Annotated in this window: 14 protein-coding genes; 2 read left to right on the forward strand and 12 right to left on the reverse strand. The window is 67.4% G+C overall.

The window, feature by feature from the left end; all coding sequences use genetic code 11:
* Positions 1-154: 154 nt before the first annotated feature.
* The 12 genes from NVV90_RS11330 to NVV90_RS11385 all read right to left on the reverse strand — a co-directional run bounded on the left by NVV90_RS11330 (position 155) and on the right by NVV90_RS11385 (position 12549).
* Entirely contained in the window at positions 155-676 is a 522-nt protein-coding gene (locus tag NVV90_RS11330; protein ID WP_258437404.1) for a lipopolysaccharide assembly protein LapB, read from the reverse strand.
* Positions 673-1764 (reverse strand): 3-dehydroquinate synthase, encoded by a 1092-nt coding sequence (gene aroB, locus NVV90_RS11335; protein ID WP_258437405.1) that lies wholly within the window; start codon positions 1762-1764, stop codon positions 673-675. The genes NVV90_RS11330 and aroB overlap by 4 nt, the downstream gene beginning before the upstream one ends.
* Positions 1761-2270, reverse strand: coding sequence for a shikimate kinase (locus NVV90_RS11340; RefSeq protein WP_258437406.1), 510 nt, complete (start codon positions 2268-2270; stop codon positions 1761-1763). Before NVV90_RS11340 ends, aroB begins: the two co-directional genes overlap by 4 nt.
* Positions 2271-2326: 56 nt before the next feature.
* On the reverse strand, positions 2327-3526 hold the full coding sequence (aroC, locus tag NVV90_RS11345; protein ID WP_258437408.1) for a chorismate synthase: 1200 nt from the start codon (positions 3524-3526) through the stop codon (positions 2327-2329).
* Positions 3527-3553: 27 nt separating this feature from the next.
* Positions 3554-4408: a shikimate dehydrogenase gene (locus NVV90_RS11350; protein ID WP_258437409.1), complete on the reverse strand. Its 855-nt coding sequence runs from the start codon at positions 4406-4408 to the stop codon at positions 3554-3556.
* Positions 4405-6063: an endolytic transglycosylase MltG gene (gene mltG / locus NVV90_RS11355; RefSeq protein WP_258437410.1), complete on the reverse strand. Its 1659-nt coding sequence runs from the start codon at positions 6061-6063 to the stop codon at positions 4405-4407. The genes NVV90_RS11350 and mltG overlap by 4 nt, the downstream gene beginning before the upstream one ends.
* A gap of 47 nt (positions 6064-6110) precedes the next feature.
* Positions 6111-6701: a Holliday junction resolvase RuvX gene (gene ruvX / locus NVV90_RS11360; protein ID WP_258437411.1), complete on the reverse strand. Its 591-nt coding sequence runs from the start codon at positions 6699-6701 to the stop codon at positions 6111-6113.
* Positions 6702-6703: 2 nt separating this feature from the next.
* Entirely contained in the window at positions 6704-9382 is a 2679-nt protein-coding gene (gene alaS / locus NVV90_RS11365; protein WP_258437412.1) for an alanine--tRNA ligase, read from the reverse strand.
* 116 nt (positions 9383-9498) lie between these two features.
* Complete coding sequence (locus NVV90_RS11370; RefSeq protein ID WP_258441145.1) at positions 9499-9711, reverse strand: hypothetical protein; 213 nt, start codon at positions 9709-9711, stop codon at positions 9499-9501.
* A gap of 40 nt (positions 9712-9751) precedes the next feature.
* Positions 9752-10126: a DUF948 domain-containing protein gene (locus tag NVV90_RS11375; protein WP_258441146.1), complete on the reverse strand. Its 375-nt coding sequence runs from the start codon at positions 10124-10126 to the stop codon at positions 9752-9754.
* 142 nt (positions 10127-10268) lie between these two features.
* On the reverse strand, positions 10269-10889 hold the full coding sequence (gene rpsD, locus NVV90_RS11380) for a 30S ribosomal protein S4 (protein ID WP_258437413.1): 621 nt from the start codon (positions 10887-10889) through the stop codon (positions 10269-10271).
* A 214-nt stretch (positions 10890-11103) separates the two neighbouring features.
* Positions 11104-12549 carry a replication-associated recombination protein A gene (locus NVV90_RS11385; protein WP_258437414.1) on the reverse strand — a complete coding sequence of 482 codons (1446 nt, stop codon included), beginning with the start codon at positions 12547-12549 and terminating at the stop codon, positions 11104-11106.
* A gap of 42 nt (positions 12550-12591) precedes the next feature.
* On the opposite strand from NVV90_RS11385, the gene NVV90_RS11390 reads away from it, so the two are divergent.
* Together NVV90_RS11390 and NVV90_RS11395 are read left to right on the forward strand one after the other, a co-directional pair.
* Positions 12592-13272 carry an acVLRF1 family peptidyl-tRNA hydrolase gene (locus tag NVV90_RS11390; RefSeq protein ID WP_258437415.1) on the forward strand — a complete coding sequence of 227 codons (681 nt, stop codon included), beginning with the start codon at positions 12592-12594 and terminating at the stop codon, positions 13270-13272.
* Between the two features lie 101 nt (positions 13273-13373).
* On the forward strand, positions 13374-15659 hold the full coding sequence (locus NVV90_RS11395; protein WP_258437416.1) for a hypothetical protein: 2286 nt from the start codon (positions 13374-13376) through the stop codon (positions 15657-15659).
* The last annotated feature ends 8 nt before the right edge of the window (positions 15660-15667 follow it).

The following is a 15667-nucleotide window of genomic DNA, read 5'->3' on the forward strand; positions in this document are numbered from 1 at the left end:
GGTTCTGTCTGCCAGCCGTTTATGCCAAGCAAGCTTGCCAAACGGCCCGCCAGCGCGTATTTATCAAAAATCCAAGAACCATTCTACCGGCAATTGGGCAGTGGCCTGCGATGCGGCCGCCGAGGGGCCGCCAGGAGGCGTTTCAGGATGCCCGTCAGGAGGCGAGTTCGAGCACGTTCCGGGCGCGCTGCAGGGCCACCGCAGAGGAATAGATGAGCGAGGCGTCGGCGGCGAAAGCCACGCGAAGGTCCAGTGCCTTGGTGAACGACTCGGCCGCCGCCCCGGCGTTGCCGCTGACAAAGTAGGCCCGGCCCAGGTACTGGTGCACGATCGCTTCACGCTGCGTTCCCTGCACTTCGCTGATGAGGTGCCGGAGCAGTTGCGTGGCGCGGTCGAAGCGGTTGGTTGCCCGGTGCACTTCGGCTTCGAAGATCCGCAGCCTGAAGGATTCGGGGTCCTTGTACCGTGCCTCGGCCAGCAGTTCCGCGGCTTCCTTGGCCTGGCCTTCCAGGAGCAGGGCCATGATGCGGTCCGCCGGGTCCACGGAATCGGCCAGGGCGGCTTCCAGCACGTCTTCGTCAACCACAACAGGCAGCAGGGTGTCCGGGTTCATCCGCACGCCGGGGAAGCCGGCGGTGGGCCAGTCGCTGATGGACTCGTTGCACGTGGCGGTCATGATGCGATCTCCTGGTAGGCCGCGAACAGGAGCGAGGTGTCCGGAACGTCGAGGATTCCGGGCTTCGCGACGCCGTCGAGCACCACGAAGCGCAGCAGGTCGCCGCGCGACTTCTTGTCGCGCCGCATGCCGTCCAGCAGGCCCTGCCAGCGGTCGCGCCGGTAGGTGACGGGAAGGCCGAGGCCTTCGAGGATGGTGCGGTGCCTGTCGGCGTCGGCGTCGGAAAGGCGCCCCACGCTGCGGGACAGTTCGGCCGCGAACATCATGCCGACGGACACGGCAGCGCCGTGGCGCCAGGAGTAGCGCTCCACCAGTTCGATGGCGTGGCCGAGGGTGTGGCCGTAGTTGAGGATCTCGCGCAGGCCGGATTCCTTGAGGTCCTCGGAAACCACCTTTGCCTTGACGGCAATGGCGCGTTCGATCAGTTCACGCACGACGGCGGAGCCCGGGTCCGTGACGGCGTCCGGGGTCTGTTCCACCAGGTCAAGGATGGCCGGGTCGGCGATGAAGCCGCATTTGATGACTTCGGCCATGCCGGAAATCAGTTCGTTCTTCGGCAGGGTCTGCAGGGTGTCCAGGTCCGCGAGCACGGCCGCGGGCGGGTGGAAGGAACCCACCAGGTTCTTGCCTTCCGCCGTGTTGATGCCGGTCTTGCCGCCCACGGATGCGTCCACCATGCCGAGAAGGCTGGTGGGCATGTGGACGACCTTGACGCCACGCAGCCACGTCGCCGCGACGAAGCCGGCGAGGTCGGTGACGGCGCCGCCGCCCACTGCCACGATCGCATCGGAACGGGTGAAGTCGTTCTGTCCCAGGACCTGCCAGCAGAAGGCCGCCACCTGGATGTGCTTGCCTTCCTCGGCGTCCGGGATTTCCGCGGTCAGCGCCGTGAAGCCGGCCGCTTCGAGCTCGTCGCGGACGGTGTCGCCTGTCAGGCGCAGGGCGCGGGGGTGGATGACCAGCACACGGCGCACGCGCTCTCCCAGTGCGGCCGGAAGGCTGCCGAGCAGGCCGTTGCCCACCACGACGTCGTAGTTCTCGTTGGCGGACTGGCCGGTCACTTTGATGACGGTTGCTTCGTTGCTCACTTTTCAACTTCCTTCGTCAAGGCCGCATGCTGGAGCAGCCTTTCCTCCAAGTGGAGGCCAATTTCCGCCACGGTTCCGGACCGGACGTCGACAATGATGTGTGCCAGGCGCTCATACACGGGACGACGGGCCGCGAACAGCGCTTCCCAGCGTGCCATGGCATCGCCGGCGAGCAACGGGCGGCCTGTATTACGGGCGATGCGCTCGGCGACGGTTGAGGCGTCGCATTCGAGGTACACCACGGTGCACTCTCCTAGGAGCTGCTGCGTACCCGAGTCAAGGACGGCCCCGCCGCCGAGGGAAATCACCGAGCCGTTGCTTTTGCCGGTCTCGATGGCTCGGGCAACAGTGCGGGCCTCGATCTCGCGGAAGGCGTGCTCGCCGCGTCCCGCGAAGATGTCGGCGATGCTGCCGTGGCCTTCCACGATCACGGCATCCGTGTCCACGAACGGCACCCCCAGCTGCTGGGAGAGCTGCTGGCCGATGGCCGACTTGCCGACCGCCATTGGTCCCACCAGCACCACGGGCCGGCCGGGAGTACCGGCCGGGGCAATGCGGACCACTAGTGGCCGACCGAGTCCAGGGCTGCCGGGATGCTGGCCAGGTAGCTCTGCAGGTTGCGGGAGGTCTCGGCCACGGAGTCGCCGCCGAACTTCTCGGCCACGGCTTCGGCCAGGACAAGTGCCACCATGGCTTCGGCCACCACGCCGGCAGCCGGCACGGCACAGACGTCCGAACGCTGGTGGTGCGCCTTGGCTGCCTCACCGGTGCTGATGTCGATGGTGCGCAGGGCGCGGGGCACCGTGGCGATGGGCTTCATGGCGGCGCGGACCCGCAGGACCTCGCCGATGCTCATGCCGCCTTCGATGCCGCCGGCGCGGTTGGTCTTGCGGACGATCCTGCCGGTCTCGTCCCTGAGGATCTCGTCGTGGGCGGCCGAACCGCGGCGGGCAGCGGTCAGGAAGCCGTCGCCGACCTCCACGCCCTTGATGGCCTGGATGCCCATGAGGGCGGCGGCGAGGCGGGAGTCGAGGCGGCGGTCCCAGTGCACGTAGCTGCCGAGTCCTGGCGGGAGACCGTAGGCAAGGACCTCCACCACGCCGCCCAGGGTTTCGCCTTCCTTGTGGGCCGCGTCCACCTCGGCCACCATGGCGTCCGAGGTTTCGCGGTCAAAGCAGCGCAAGGGATCGGCGTCGAGGGCCAGCACGTCCGAGGGAATCGGCAGCGGCCGGCCTTCGGGGACTGCAACGCTGGCGATGGAGACGGTGTGGCTGACGAGTTCAATGCCCAGCTGCTTGAGGAACTGCGAAGCAACGGTGCCCAGGGCCACGCGGGTGGCCGTTTCGCGGGCGCTGGCCCGTTCCAGGACCGGACGGGCTTCGTCGAAGCCGTACTTCTGCATGCCGGTGAAGTCCGCGTGGCCGGGGCGCGGACGCGTCAGCGGGGCGTTGCGGGCCTGATCGGCGAGGAGTTCGGGATCCACGGGGTCGGCAGACATGATCTGCTCCCACTTGGGCCATTCGGTGTTGCCCACCTGGATGGCAACGGGGCCACCTTGGGTCAAGCCGTGGCGGACACCGCCCATGACGGTGACTTCGTCCTGCTCGAACTTCATCCGGGCACCACGGCCATAGCCGAGGCGGCGACGCGCCAGGGCATCACGGATCTGCCCGCTGGTGAGTTCCACACCGGCAGGGACGCCTTCAATAATTCCGATCAGAGCCGGACCATGGGATTCACCGGCAGTCAACCAACGCAACATAAGAACCAATCCTGCCATGTAAGGCCACTAGAACACCCGCCGGGGAAGCCCGACTGAGTCACACATCACATCTATGACACCGGCGGTTACCTCGCCGCCGGTAAAGAACCGTATCTGCTCCACGGCCTGGTACATCAGCATCTCCAGACCCGGCACCACGGCACCGCCGTGTCCTTGCCAGACCTCGGCAATGCGGCTCGGCCACGGATCGTAGGCCACGTCCAGCAGGACCCCCGCCGCAGTGCCCGGAAGCCCGGCGAGTTCCGCCGCGATGCCGTCCGCAGCACGCGGCGGCAGGGTGGAGATGGCCAGTTCCGCTCCGGCCAGCGCCGTGGCGGCCTCGCTGAGGGGGCGCACCGCGAGCGAAATCCCGACGGCGGCCGCTGCCGCCTGGGCATCTCCCGCGCGGGACGCATCGCGGACGAACACGTCGACGTGGCTGGAACCGAGTTCGTGCAGGGCGGCAATGGCGGCGGCCGAGGTGCCTCCCCCGCCCAGGATGGCGGCCCGCGGCCGGGACACGGCCCCGGCATAACGCACCGCTTGGACGATGCCCGCAACGTCGGTGTTGTAGCCGATCCGCCGGACGCCGCTGCCGTCCCGCTCGAAGGCCACGGTGTTGATGACGCCGAGGCTGGCCCCTGCACCGCGGACCTCGTCGACTTCCGCGGCCATCGCCGACTTCAGCGGCATGGTGACGGACAAGCCGCACCATGACTCGTCCGAACGCACCTCAGCCATGAACGCGGGCAGTTGCTCAACAGTGACGTCGATGGCCGTGTACGCGATGTCGACGCCGAGTTTGGCGTAGGCGGCAAGGTGCAGTGCCGGCGACTTCGAGTGCGAGACGGGGTGTCCGAGGACCGCTGCACGCCTGCTCACACGCATCGGCCTGCGTTCGCCGCACACCACGCGTTGTACTGCGCAACGTAGACGTTGTGTTCGGCCAGCGTCTTGGAGAACTTGGTCTCCTTGGTGTCCAGGTTAATGGTCACCCAGTAGAGGTAGTCATTGGCCGTGGGCTTGGCCGCCGCGTCGATGGCCGACTTTCCGGGCGAACCGATGGGGCCGACAGGAAGACCGGCATTGGCGTAGGTGTTGTACGCATTGGCTTTGTCCGCCTTTTCCTCCTCCGTGAGGTGGAAGGACTTCCGGCCCAGGCCATATGTGACCGTGGCATCGGACTGGATCAGCCCGTAGGTCTCGCTGTTGCCCGGCTTCAGGCGGTTGTAGATGGCGCCTGCCACGTTCCCGTAGTCAGCCTGGCCGCCTTCGGCCTGCACGATGCTCGCAATGATCACGGCATCGAACTGCTTGGCAGGATCCGTGATCCCCTGGGCTTTCAGCTCGTCCAGCGTGGTGCTGACCAGCTTCTGCATGATGTCCTTGCCGGCAGTGCCCAAGGGGAAGCGGTACTCCCCCGGGGCCAGGAAGCCTTCAAGGTTTTTGGCCTTGGCCGGTACACCGAATTGGGCAGGGGCGTTGCTGAGTGCCTGGAGCTGCTGCACGGGAATGCCCGAACCTTTGGAGATCGCTTCGAGGGATTCGTTGATCCGCAGGCCGGCGCTCAGGGCGAAGTAGATGACCTTGGAGGCGTCCTGGTTCTGCAGGACGGCCACGGCATCGGCGTTCTTCATTTCGGTCCTGAACTGGAAGTCACCCGGCGACAACTCGCCGCCCGCGGCGATGAACGCTTTGAGGAACGTGTCCGCGTTGGCCACGATGTGCTTTTCCTCAAGCTCGCCGGCGATCGCCTTCGGGCCGGAGCCGGCGGGGACGGTGACCGTCACGGACCCTGTGCCCGGCCCCGGGTAATCGCTCAGTTTGTCCATGCCCAGGAGCGGCCGCAGGAACTGCGCACCGATGGCTATGGCCGCAACGAAGACACCCAGGGTGATCAGCAGCGCCACAACGCGGCGACGGCGGCGGACCTTCTTGGACGGCACCTTGGCGGCAGCCGGGGTTTCGAGGGTCTCGTGGCCATGCCCGTCATACGCCTCATGGCCGTGGTGGGGGTCGTACTCATGCGCGGCATGCCCATCGTGTTCGATGTAGCCGTGTTCGGCATGTTCGTGGTGTTCAAGTTCAGGGTGTTCAAGGTAGGCATGCTCGTCGTAGTGGACGTCCGCATGCTCCTCGTGGTGGAGGTCGGCGTGGCCGTGTCCCTCGTAGTGCTGGGCGGCGTCGTGGTCCTGGACGGCCTCGGCGTGGAGATGCGACGCCGCGGCGTCGCCATGCTCGGCATCCTCCGGCTGGGCGTCAGCGTGCTGCTCAGGCTCCGGCACCGCAGCACGCAGAGGCTCCGGCTCCGCTGCAGGCACAGGCTCAGGCTCCGGCTTGGAAACGGCCGGGGGTGCGGCGGCCGGGGCTGGGAAGCGCGGGGCCGCGGGAATGGGGGCCGGCAAGGTGGACGCGGCCGAAACCGGCGCGGGCACCGTTACCTCCTCCGGCACGAAATCGGGAACCTCGACGATGTCCTGGTTCTGCGTTGCCAGGAAGCGTTCCCTGGCGCGGAGTTCCTTGCGGGTCAGGGGCATGCCGCCTCCTGAGGACGCCTGGTTTGAGGGGTCGTTGTTGACCGGGCTCACAATTGCCTTCCCCTCGTAGAAGAGTGTGGGTCAGTGCCGGGGGCAGCCTGCGGTGTTGGGGCACTGGCGGCTGGTTCGGACGGCGCCGGTGCGTAGACACGGCGGCCAGCGTCCGATCCCCTGGCTTTTTGCATGTCGATCGCATGCTGCAGTATTCCGGCAGCAGCAACCTGATCCACCACTTTACGGTGGTCCTTGCTGCTCATGCCAGCTTCGTGCAGGTTGCGGTGCGCCGTCACGGTGGTCAGGCGCTCATCGACCAGGTTCACGGGAACGTCCAGTCCGGCACGCTGCAGCTCCCCCACCAGAAGGTCGGCGTAGTCCGTGGCCATCCGTGCCGAGGCGTGCTCTTCGCCCTTCATGGTGCGTGGCAGCCCCACGAAGATCTGCACCGCGCCGCGCTCGGCAGCCTGCTTTACAATCACACGGACGTCCGAGTTCTTCTTGGCATCCCTGCTCACCGTCTTGAACGGCGTGGCGAGGATGCCGTCCGGGTCGCAGATCGCAAGGCCGACCCGGACAGTACCGACGTCTACCCCCAGCTTGATGCCGCGGGGGTAGACGTCGCTGCTTGAAGGGGAATCCACCGTCAGCGCTTGGCGATCGCATCCACGACGGCGGCGAGGGCCGTGGGGACCTTCGCTGCGTCCGTGCCGCCGCCCTGGGCGATGTCGTCCTTGCCGCCACCGCCGCCGCCGAGGATTCCGGCGGCCAGCCGCACCAGGGCACCGGCCTTGACGCCGGCTTCCCGGGCGGCCTCGTTGGTGGCCACCAGGATGACCGGACGGTCGTTGCTGACACCGGCCACTGCCACGGTGGAAGCTTCCGAACCGAGGCGGTTGCGCAGGTCCAGGGCAAGGTTGCGGACGTCGTCGGCGCCGCCGATCTGCCCGGCGTCGTGCGCGATGACCCGGACGCCGGCGGCATCCTGGGCCGTTCCGACGATGGTGGCGGCCGCCGCAGTGAGCTGTTCCTTGCGCAGGCGGTCGAGTTCCTTCTCCGTCGCCTTCAGCTTGTTCAGCGTGCTGGCGATGCGCTCGGCCAGCTGGCCGGACGGAACCTTGAGCATTTCAGTGAGCTCGGTGACCAGGGCGCGCTCGGCAGCCAGGTGGCGGAAGGCGTCAAGGCCCACAAAAGCCTCCACTCGGCGGTTTCCGGAGCCGACGGACTGCTCGCCCAGCAGGGAAAGGCTGCCGATCAGTGAGGTGTTGGCGACGTGCGTGCCGCCGCAGAGCTCACGGGACCAGGCGCCGTCGATCTCCACAACACGCACTTCGCTGCCGTAGTTCTCGCCGAACAGCGCCATGGCGCCCAGGGCCTTGGCCTCGGCCAGGCCCATGACCTTCGTGTCCACGCGGAAGTTGTTGCGGATGGCGATGTTTGAGACCTCTTCGATCTCGGACCGCGTGGCCGTGCTCAGGCCCTCACCCCAGGCGAAGTCGAAGCGCAGGTAGCCGGCCTTGTTGTAGGAGCCGCGCTGGGTTGCTTCCGGGCCGAGGATCTGGTGCAGGGCGGCGTGCACAATGTGCGTGCCGGTGTGGGCCTGCTCGGCGGCGTGGCGGCGTTCGCGGTCGACGGCGGCGCGCACCAGGGCGTCCGAGGAGATCTCGCCTTCGCGGACGATCGCCTTGTGCACGCTCAGTCCTTTGACGGGGCGCTGGACGTCGAGGACCTCGACGACGAAGCCGTCGCCGGTGATGAGGCCGGTGTCGGCGGACTGGCCGCCGGCCTCGGCGTAGAACGGGGTCTCGTTGAGGACGAGTTCGATTTCATCGCCGGTGGAGGCGTGGGCAACCCGCTGGCCTCCGCTGACGATGCCGCGGACGCGGGATTCGCCGTCGAGCTCACCGTAGCCGGTGAAGACGGTCTCGCCCTCGCCCAGCATCTCCTGGTAGGCGCTGAGGTCGGCGTGGCCGCCCTTCTTGCCCTTGGCGTCTGCCTGGGCACGCTGGCGCTGTTCCAGCATGAGGGCGCGGAATCCGGCCTCGTCCACCTTGAGTCCGGCTTCTTCGGCCATTTCCAGGGTGAGGTCGATCGGGAAGCCGTAGGTGTCGTGCAGGGCGAAGGCGTCGGCTCCGGAGAGCTGGACGCCTGCGGCCTTGGACTCGGCCACGGCGTCCTCGAGGCGCGCAGTGCCGGAGGCGATGGTGCGCAGGAACGCCTTCTCCTCGGCGTAGGCGATGCGGCTGATGCGGTCGAAGTCGGTCTCCACCACGGGGTAGACGCCCTTCATGGCGTCGCGCGAGGCCGGCAGGAGCTCGGGCAGGCAGGCGGTTTCGACACCCAGGAGGCGCATGGCGCGGACCGCACGGCGGATGAGGCGGCGCAGCACGTAGCCGCGGCCTTCGTTGGACGGGGACACGCCGTCGGCGATCAGCATGAGCGCGGAGCGGATGTGGTCGCCCACAACGCGCATGCGGACGTCGTCCGTGTGGTGCGGGTCCTCGGCGGATTCGGCAGAGGTGTATTCCTTGCCCGAGAGCGCAGCGGCACGGTCGATCACGGGACGGACCTGGTCGGTCTCGTACATGTTCTCGACGCCTTGCAGGATCATGGCGAGACGTTCCATGCCAAGTCCGGTGTCGATGTTCTTCTGGGGCAGTTCGCCGGCAATGTCGAAGTCCACCTTGGAGCGGACATTCTCGATCTGGTACTGCATGAACACGAGGTTCCAGATTTCGATGTACCGGGTTTCGTCGGCGAGCGGGCCGCCTTCGACGCCGTAGGCAGGGCCGCGGTCGTAGTAGATCTCGGAGCAGGGGCCGGCGGGGCCGGGCTGGCCCGTGGACCAGTAGTTGTCAGCCTTGCCCATGCGCTGGATGCGCTCGGCGGGGATCCCGGTGTTCTTCAGCCACAGTTCCTTGGCCTCGTCGTCTTCTTCGTAGACCGTGACCCAGAGGCGTTCCGCGGGCAGGCCGTAGCCGCCGTCGTCCACGCTGGTGGTCAGCAGCTCGAAGGCGAACTTGATGGCGTCTTCCTTGAAGTAGTCGCCGAAGGAGAAGTTGCCGCACATCTGGAAGAAGGTGCCGTGGCGGGCGGTCTTGCCCACTTCCTCGATGTCACCGGTGCGGATGCACTTCTGGATGCTCGTGGCACGCTTGAAGGGCGGTTCTTCCCGCGCGGTCAGGTAAGGAATGAAGGGCACCATGCCGGCCACAGTGAAGAGCAGGGACGGGTCGCTGGATACGAGCGACGCGGAGGGAACGGCGGTGTGGCCCTTGCTGACAAAAAAGTCCACCCAGCGTTTGGTGATCTCCTGCGACTTCATTAGCTGATTACTTACCCTTCTCAATTCACTGCATGAGTTTGTGCGCAGAACCGGCCGTTGCCGTTCCGCAGCTTCTAATTCTGCCCTGTTCCGGGCGCGGGGGCGAACCGCGGCGGCTAGCGTGCGCCGGCGTCGGGCTCGTTGATCCCCAAGGCGGACCGCAGATCAACCTCGCGTTCGTGCATTCCGGCGCGCACGGCGTCGGCGAAATCGTAGAACCCGTCGGCCAGCCGGCCGACGGCGCGGTTAAGCCCGTCGGGGCCGAGGTTGGCCTGGGCTTCGGTGATCTTGCGGAAGGCGATGACGCCGATGGCGACGCCGATTCCCATCCAGACAATTCTTTTCACGGTTGTTGGCCTTCCGGCGGATTCAGCGGCTGCGGCGGCCGGGCGATGCGGACCGCCGGCCTGCGAGGGCGGACCGGACACCGTAGCTGAACGCGGCCACCTTGATGAGGGGGGAACCCACTGTTGCGGCAACGAGCGAGGACAGCGCGGAAATGTTGGCCGAGGCGTCGGAGACGTTCGAGGCGATGCCGTCCACCTTCTTCAGCTGCTGGTTGGTGGTGGAGACGGTGGCCGTGACTTCGTCCATGAGAGGTGTGGCGCCGTCGCTGATGGTGCGGATTGACTGGCGCACTTCGTCCAGGACGCCGCCGAGCTTCAGGATGGGCACGGCCAACAGCAGCACAAGGAGCGCAAACACTCCTGCCGCGATCAGGCCGGCAATATCGCCACCAGACATGTCACTCATCTCCCTATGGATCGTTGCGGTGCACCGGGTGCCCGGCCGCGGGGTACTGCTCCGGCAAGGCTTCCCCAAGTACCTTACATACAAAGAAGCCCGCGGCGTGTGCCACGGGCTTCTTTGTATGCGCTGCCGGAATTTAGCGAGCGTAGAATTCGACGACGAGCTGCTCTTCGCAGGTCACGGGGACCTCGGAGCGCTTCGGGCGGCGAACCAGGCGGGCCTGGAGGGAGTCAATCTTGACGTCCAGGTAAGCCGGAACGGTGTTCAGAACGTGGGCACCGGCTGCTGCAACCTGGAACGGAGCCATGACTTCGCTGCGGCTGTGAACGTGGATGAGCTGGCCTTCGCTGACGCGGAAGGACGGGCGGTCCACGCGGATGCCGTCAACCAGGATGTGGCGGTGCACAACCAGCTGGCGGGCCTGGGCGATGGTGCGGGCGAAACCGGCACGCAGGACCAGGGCGTCGAGGCGCATTTCGAGCAGTTCAACCAGGTTTTCACCGGTCAGGCCCTTGGTGCGGCGTGCTTCTTCGAAGGCACGGGTCATCTGTGCTTCGCGGATGCCGTACTGGGCGCGCAGACGCTGCTTTTCGCGCAGACGTACGGCGTAGTCGGAGTCCTGCTTCTTGCGGGCACGGCCATGCTCACCGGGGCCGTACGGGCGGCGCTCCATGTACTTGGCGGCCTTGGGGGTCAGAGCGATGCCGAGTGCACGCGAAAGGCGTGCGGTACGGCGAGCACGAGTGTTGTTAGCCACTTGTGTCCTTCCAAATTACTGCGGTGTGTCAGTGTTACTGGCCTCCACGATGGAGAGCATCGGCCAACCGCTGCCTTTTGCTACTGGGCCCAGGGCACAGATCTATCGAACCGGAATTCGAGGGATTGTGCGCCGGGCCTTGCCAGACAAGCAACCATCCTACCACGGGCAGGGCCTCCGGCGTCGGGCGCCGCCTTGTGCGCGGGGGCCGCCGCTATTCGCCCCGGACGATCCGGCGCAGCCGCTCAAGCCGCGCCGCAATGTCGCGTTCGGCGCCGTTGGCGGTGGGCTCGTAGTAATCCCTGCCCACCAGGTCATCGGGAGGGTACTGCTGCGTGGCCACGCCGTGGGGTGCGTCGTGGGCGTATTTGTAGCTTTGGCCATGGCCGAGCTGTTTGGCCCCCGGATAGTGGGCGTCTCGGAGGTGCGCGGGGATGCCGGTTCCCAGGCCGGCGCGGACGTCGGCGATGGCCTTGTTGATGCCCATGTAGGCGGCGTTGGACTTCGGCGCCGTGGCCAGGTGCACCACGGCCTCGGCGAGGATGATCCGGCCTTCGGGCATGCCGATCAGCTGCACGGCCTGGGCTGCGGCAACGGCCGTCTGGAGGGCCGTCGGATCGGCCATGCCCACGTCCTCGGCGGCGGAGATGACGATGCGGCGGGCCACGAACCGTGGGTCCTCGCCGGCCTCCAGCATCCGGGCCAGGTAGTGAAGGGCGGCGTCCACGTCGGAGCCCCGGATCGACTTGATGAAGGCGCTGGCGACGTCATAGTGCTGGTCGCCCGCACGGTCATACCGTACCGCGGCCACGTCCAGCGCCCGTTCGGTGTGGCGGAGCTCGACGACGACGGGCGCGGCCGGGGCGCCGTCGTCCGCGAGTCCGGGCTCGCCGTCGTCGGGCGGGACGTCCCCGAACGCGACGCCGGCGGCGGCCTCGAGCGCCGTCAGGGCACGCCGGGCATCGCCGCCGGAGAGACGCACGAGGTGTTCGAGTGCTTCCGCTCCCAGCTCCACGCGGCCGCCGAGGCCGCGGGCGTCGGCGACGGCGCGCTGCAGCAGGCCCTTAATGTCGCTGTCCTCCAGGGGCTTCAGCGTCAGCAGCAGCGAACGGGACAGCAGGGGCGAGACCACAGAGAACGACGGGTTCTCGGTGGTCGCGGCAACCAGGACCACCCAGCGGTTTTCCACGCCAGGAAGCAGCGCGTCCTGCTGGGCCTTGTTGAAGCGGTGGATCTCGTCGAGAAACAGCACAGTGGTGGTCTTGTACAGGTCCCGCGCTGTCAGGGCATCGTCCATGACCCGCCGCACATCCTTGACGCCGGCGGTGATCGCGGACAGTTCCACGAACTTCCGGCCCGGGCCGCGGGCGATCACATGGGCAAGCGTGGTCTTGCCGGTACCCGGAGGGCCCCAGAGGATCAGGGAACTCGGCCCCGCGGGGCCGGTGGCATCGACGCCGGCGGCGAGCTGGCGCAAGGGCGATCCCTGGCCGAGCAGGTGCTGCTGGCCCACCACTTCGTCGAGCGAACGCGGCCGCATCCGGACCGCGAGGGGGCTGCGCTGGGATTGCGCCCGCCCGGCGTCCGGGCGTCCGGGAACGCCCGAGTCGTCGTCGGACTCGTCGTCGCCGTCTGCGCCCGCACCAAAGAGATCATCCACATGGATAGGCTACTCAGTACATCTGACAAAGGAGACATCGACGTGGACCGCCCGCACGTTGGCCAGCAGGCCACGGAACCCCGGCCCGTGAGCCGCACCGCCTTCGTCCAGGGCGCGCGACTGTCCGGCTGGGTGCAGCGGTTCGCCGCGAGCCACGGCCGGCTTGCCGATGAGATCCTCGACGGCGGCATCCTCCTGCAGGCAGCGGACGGCGCCACCGCGCTGTTGAAAGCCCCCTGGCCCGTGGACGGGCGGCCCGGCACGGGCGCGGACCATCTGGAACGGCTGGCTTCCCTGGCCGCCCAGGAACGCGGACTGGGGCTGTTGCTGGTGCGGCGCGGCGGTTTCGCCGTGGCGGCGGCCAGCGGCGGCAGGGTCCTCGCGTCCAAGACAGGCACCCGCTACGTGCAGTCGCGGACGGCCGCCGGCGGGCAGTCCCAGCAGCGCTATGCCCGGCGGCGCGGCAACCAGGCAGACGCGCTGGTCGAGTCCGCGGCCGAGCACGCGGCACGGGTCTTCGGGGCCCACCGCGTGGAATACCTGGTACCCGGCGGCGACAGGCTCCTGGTGGAGCAGGTCCTGGAGCAGCCTGCCATGAAACAGTTCGCTGCCCGTTCCCGGCTGGCGTTCCTGGACATCCCCGAGCCCAAGGCCGCAGCCCTCGCCAAGGCGGCTGCAGACGCCTGTGCCATCCGGATCCTGGTGACGGACCCGCCGGCATAGTTATCCACAGGCAGGCAATTCCGGGAGGAAATCCCGGCCGCCATCTGCCTAAGCTCCTGGGGACCGGCCACGAAGCGCCGGAGGCCTGCAGGGGGAACAGCATGAATACCATCGGACGACTCACGGCCATCGGCGCAATCCTGGCACTGCTTTGCACCTCGTGTGCCAATGGCCAGGGCACCGTCGACTTACCGGTGAGCGGCATCGATTCCGACCGCGCCTCCGAACGCAGTGACGACTCGCTCTTTGATTCCCTGGTGACACGTGGCGACGAAGTGATCGTCGGAGCGGATCACTGGGAACCCGGATTGCACGGCGACCGTCTCCAGTATTCGCCGGACGCGGGACGGAGTTGGCACCGTGTGCTGTTCGACGGCTCCACTGATCCGGGCATGCCCCTGGCCTACCTGTCAGTCCGCGAACAACAGTGGATGGTGTTCGGGCGGGAAAATGGGCAGGCCGTGCCGTTCACCAGCACGGATGGCCGGAACTTCAGCCGCCAGGCCGGCACCGCCTTCGACGGGCCTGCCGGGCTTCAGGGCGAACTGCTGGGAACCAGCGCAGGATGGGTTTTCGTCGGCGTCGAGGCACCCAATGGCGATCCTTTGGTGACCCGGATCTACACCAGCCCTGATGGCGCAAGCTGGACCAGCCAGGATGCCGATGTGGCCGGCTTGCCGTCGGTGGGCGGCGGATTCCGCATCACCGATGCCGCCGCGGGTGGCGGAACCGCCGTAGTGACCGGACAGATCCAGGGCAGCAACCGGATTACCGCCCAGGCCTTCGCGTCGTCCGACGGCGGCAAGAGCTGGCAGAACCTCTCCCCCGATGCCTCCGGGATCGGCCACTACAGCAACGGCTTCAGGTCCGTGGAGTGGACCGGCACGGAATTCAGGTTCACCGGCTTCGCCTGGCCAAAGACGGCCGGCCAGTTGATGAACCCCCACGGCATGGCCGCCCAGTGGACGCCCGGCGGGAACTGGGCGATGTCCCTGGATGAATCATGGTCCGGCCCAAACAGTGATTTCCCGTGGACTCCTTCAATCTCCTACGGGCCGTCCTCCGCCCTGGCCATCCAGGAACGCGGCTCCTATCCACTGCGCACCGGGCAACTGGTGTACCAGGAAGCGGGCCGTCCGTGGGCACCGCTCCAGGCCGTTCCGGTGCCGGAGGAGGGCGAAGTGCGGCTTCTGCAGGACACGGCGGCCGTCCGGGACGGCTTCCTGCTGGCCACAGCCGAAACGCGGCACGGCAACACACGCCGCACGGTGCTGCATGTGGCAGCCAACGGTGAGGTCACGGACCGCACCCCTCCCACAGGGCCCGGGCCTGCGGAGCGGAAGCCGGCCATCAGCAGTTTCGCCATGAGGGACGGCACCACATCGGCGTTCGGCTCCGTTGGCACCGAGTCTGTGATCTGGACCCTCGACGGCGGGCAAAAGGTTACCGGCTACGCCTCGGTGGTTCCCGACCACCGGGAGAAGTTCTCAAGTCTTCACGCCGGCACCAAGGGCCTGATGATCCTTGGATACACCCGGAACGAGACCCACGTGGACCCTGTCGTCTGGTCGCGGGCCGACGGCGGCGAGTGGATCTCTTCCAACAGCAACATGTTCGGTTCCAGCACGCGCGGCGACGGCTCACCTGTCAGCACTGTATTGCCCTCAAGCCATGGTTTCCTGGCGGCGGGATCGTACGAGGCCGACGGAACCACGAATGCGGCCCTGGCCACGTCCGAGGACGGCCGGTCCTGGAACAGGGTCTGGACCCCTGAGTTCAAGGGCACGGCCATCGAAGACCGGGCGATCACCAGCCTGGCCGAGACGTCCACAGCCGCCATCCTGGCCGGCGGGCACCTCAACAGCCGGGGCAAGCAGCTCCCCGTGGTGTGGACGTCCCCGGATGCGCAGTCCTGGAAGACCGCCACGCTGCCGGTTCCCGACGGTTTCGACAACGCCTCGGTAGTCTCCGTGACGGCTGGCGCGAAGGCCGCAGTTGCTGTCGTCGCGGCCTCGAGGCCGGGCCGGCCCACGCGCTACGTCACCTACTACAGCGGGGACGACGGCGGCACCTGGTCCGCCGGCACTTCGGTCACCGAATCAGGAACGGAGCAGAAAACCGCACCGCCGGAGGTCCTGGCCGTGGGCGACGGTTTCGTCCTGGTGACAAGCCAGGGGAAAGCGCACAACAAGAAGCCCCTGCTGCTGGCCAGCGCCGACGGACGCACCTTTGCTCCGCACAGGCTCAGCCATCCCGTCCTTGCCGGGGAAAACCTGGACATCTCGGCCGCCGGAACGGCCGGAGGACAACTGCTCATCGCCGGCCACACGGGACCGGACGAAAACCGGATTCCCTTCTGCATCTCCGTGGGCCTGCCTGGCGTGTGAGCCGGCGG

Source organism: Arthrobacter sp. CJ23, assembly GCF_024741795.1.
Taxonomy (GTDB): Bacteria; Actinomycetota; Actinomycetes; order Actinomycetales; family Micrococcaceae; genus Arthrobacter.

What these genes read in the sequence shown, in the direction of transcription:
- NVV90_RS11330 (WP_258437404.1), bottom strand. Translation starts at nt 676, where the DNA reads ATGACCGCCACGTGCAACGAGTCCATCAGCGACTGGCCCACCGCCGGC.
- NVV90_RS11340 (WP_258437406.1), bottom strand. Translation starts at nt 2,270, where the DNA reads ATGGCGGTCGGCAAGTCGGCCATCGGCCAGCAGCTCTCCCAGCAGCTG.
- aroC (WP_258437408.1), bottom strand. Translation starts at nt 3,526, where the DNA reads ATGTTGCGTTGGTTGACTGCCGGTGAATCCCATGGTCCGGCTCTGATC.
- mltG (WP_258437410.1), bottom strand. Translation starts at nt 6,063, where the DNA reads ATGCCCCTGACCCGCAAGGAACTCCGCGCCAGGGAACGCTTCCTGGCA.
- alaS (WP_258437412.1), bottom strand. Translation starts at nt 9,382, where the DNA reads ATGAAGTCGCAGGAGATCACCAAACGCTGGGTGGACTTTTTTGTCAGC.
- NVV90_RS11370 (WP_258441145.1), bottom strand. Translation starts at nt 9,711, where the DNA reads ATGGGAATCGGCGTCGCCATCGGCGTCATCGCCTTCCGCAAGATCACC.
- NVV90_RS11375 (WP_258441146.1), bottom strand. Translation starts at nt 10,126, where the DNA reads ATGTCTGGTGGCGATATTGCCGGCCTGATCGCGGCAGGAGTGTTTGCG.
- NVV90_RS11395 (WP_258437416.1), top strand. Translation starts at nt 13,374, where the DNA reads ATGAATACCATCGGACGACTCACGGCCATCGGCGCAATCCTGGCACTG.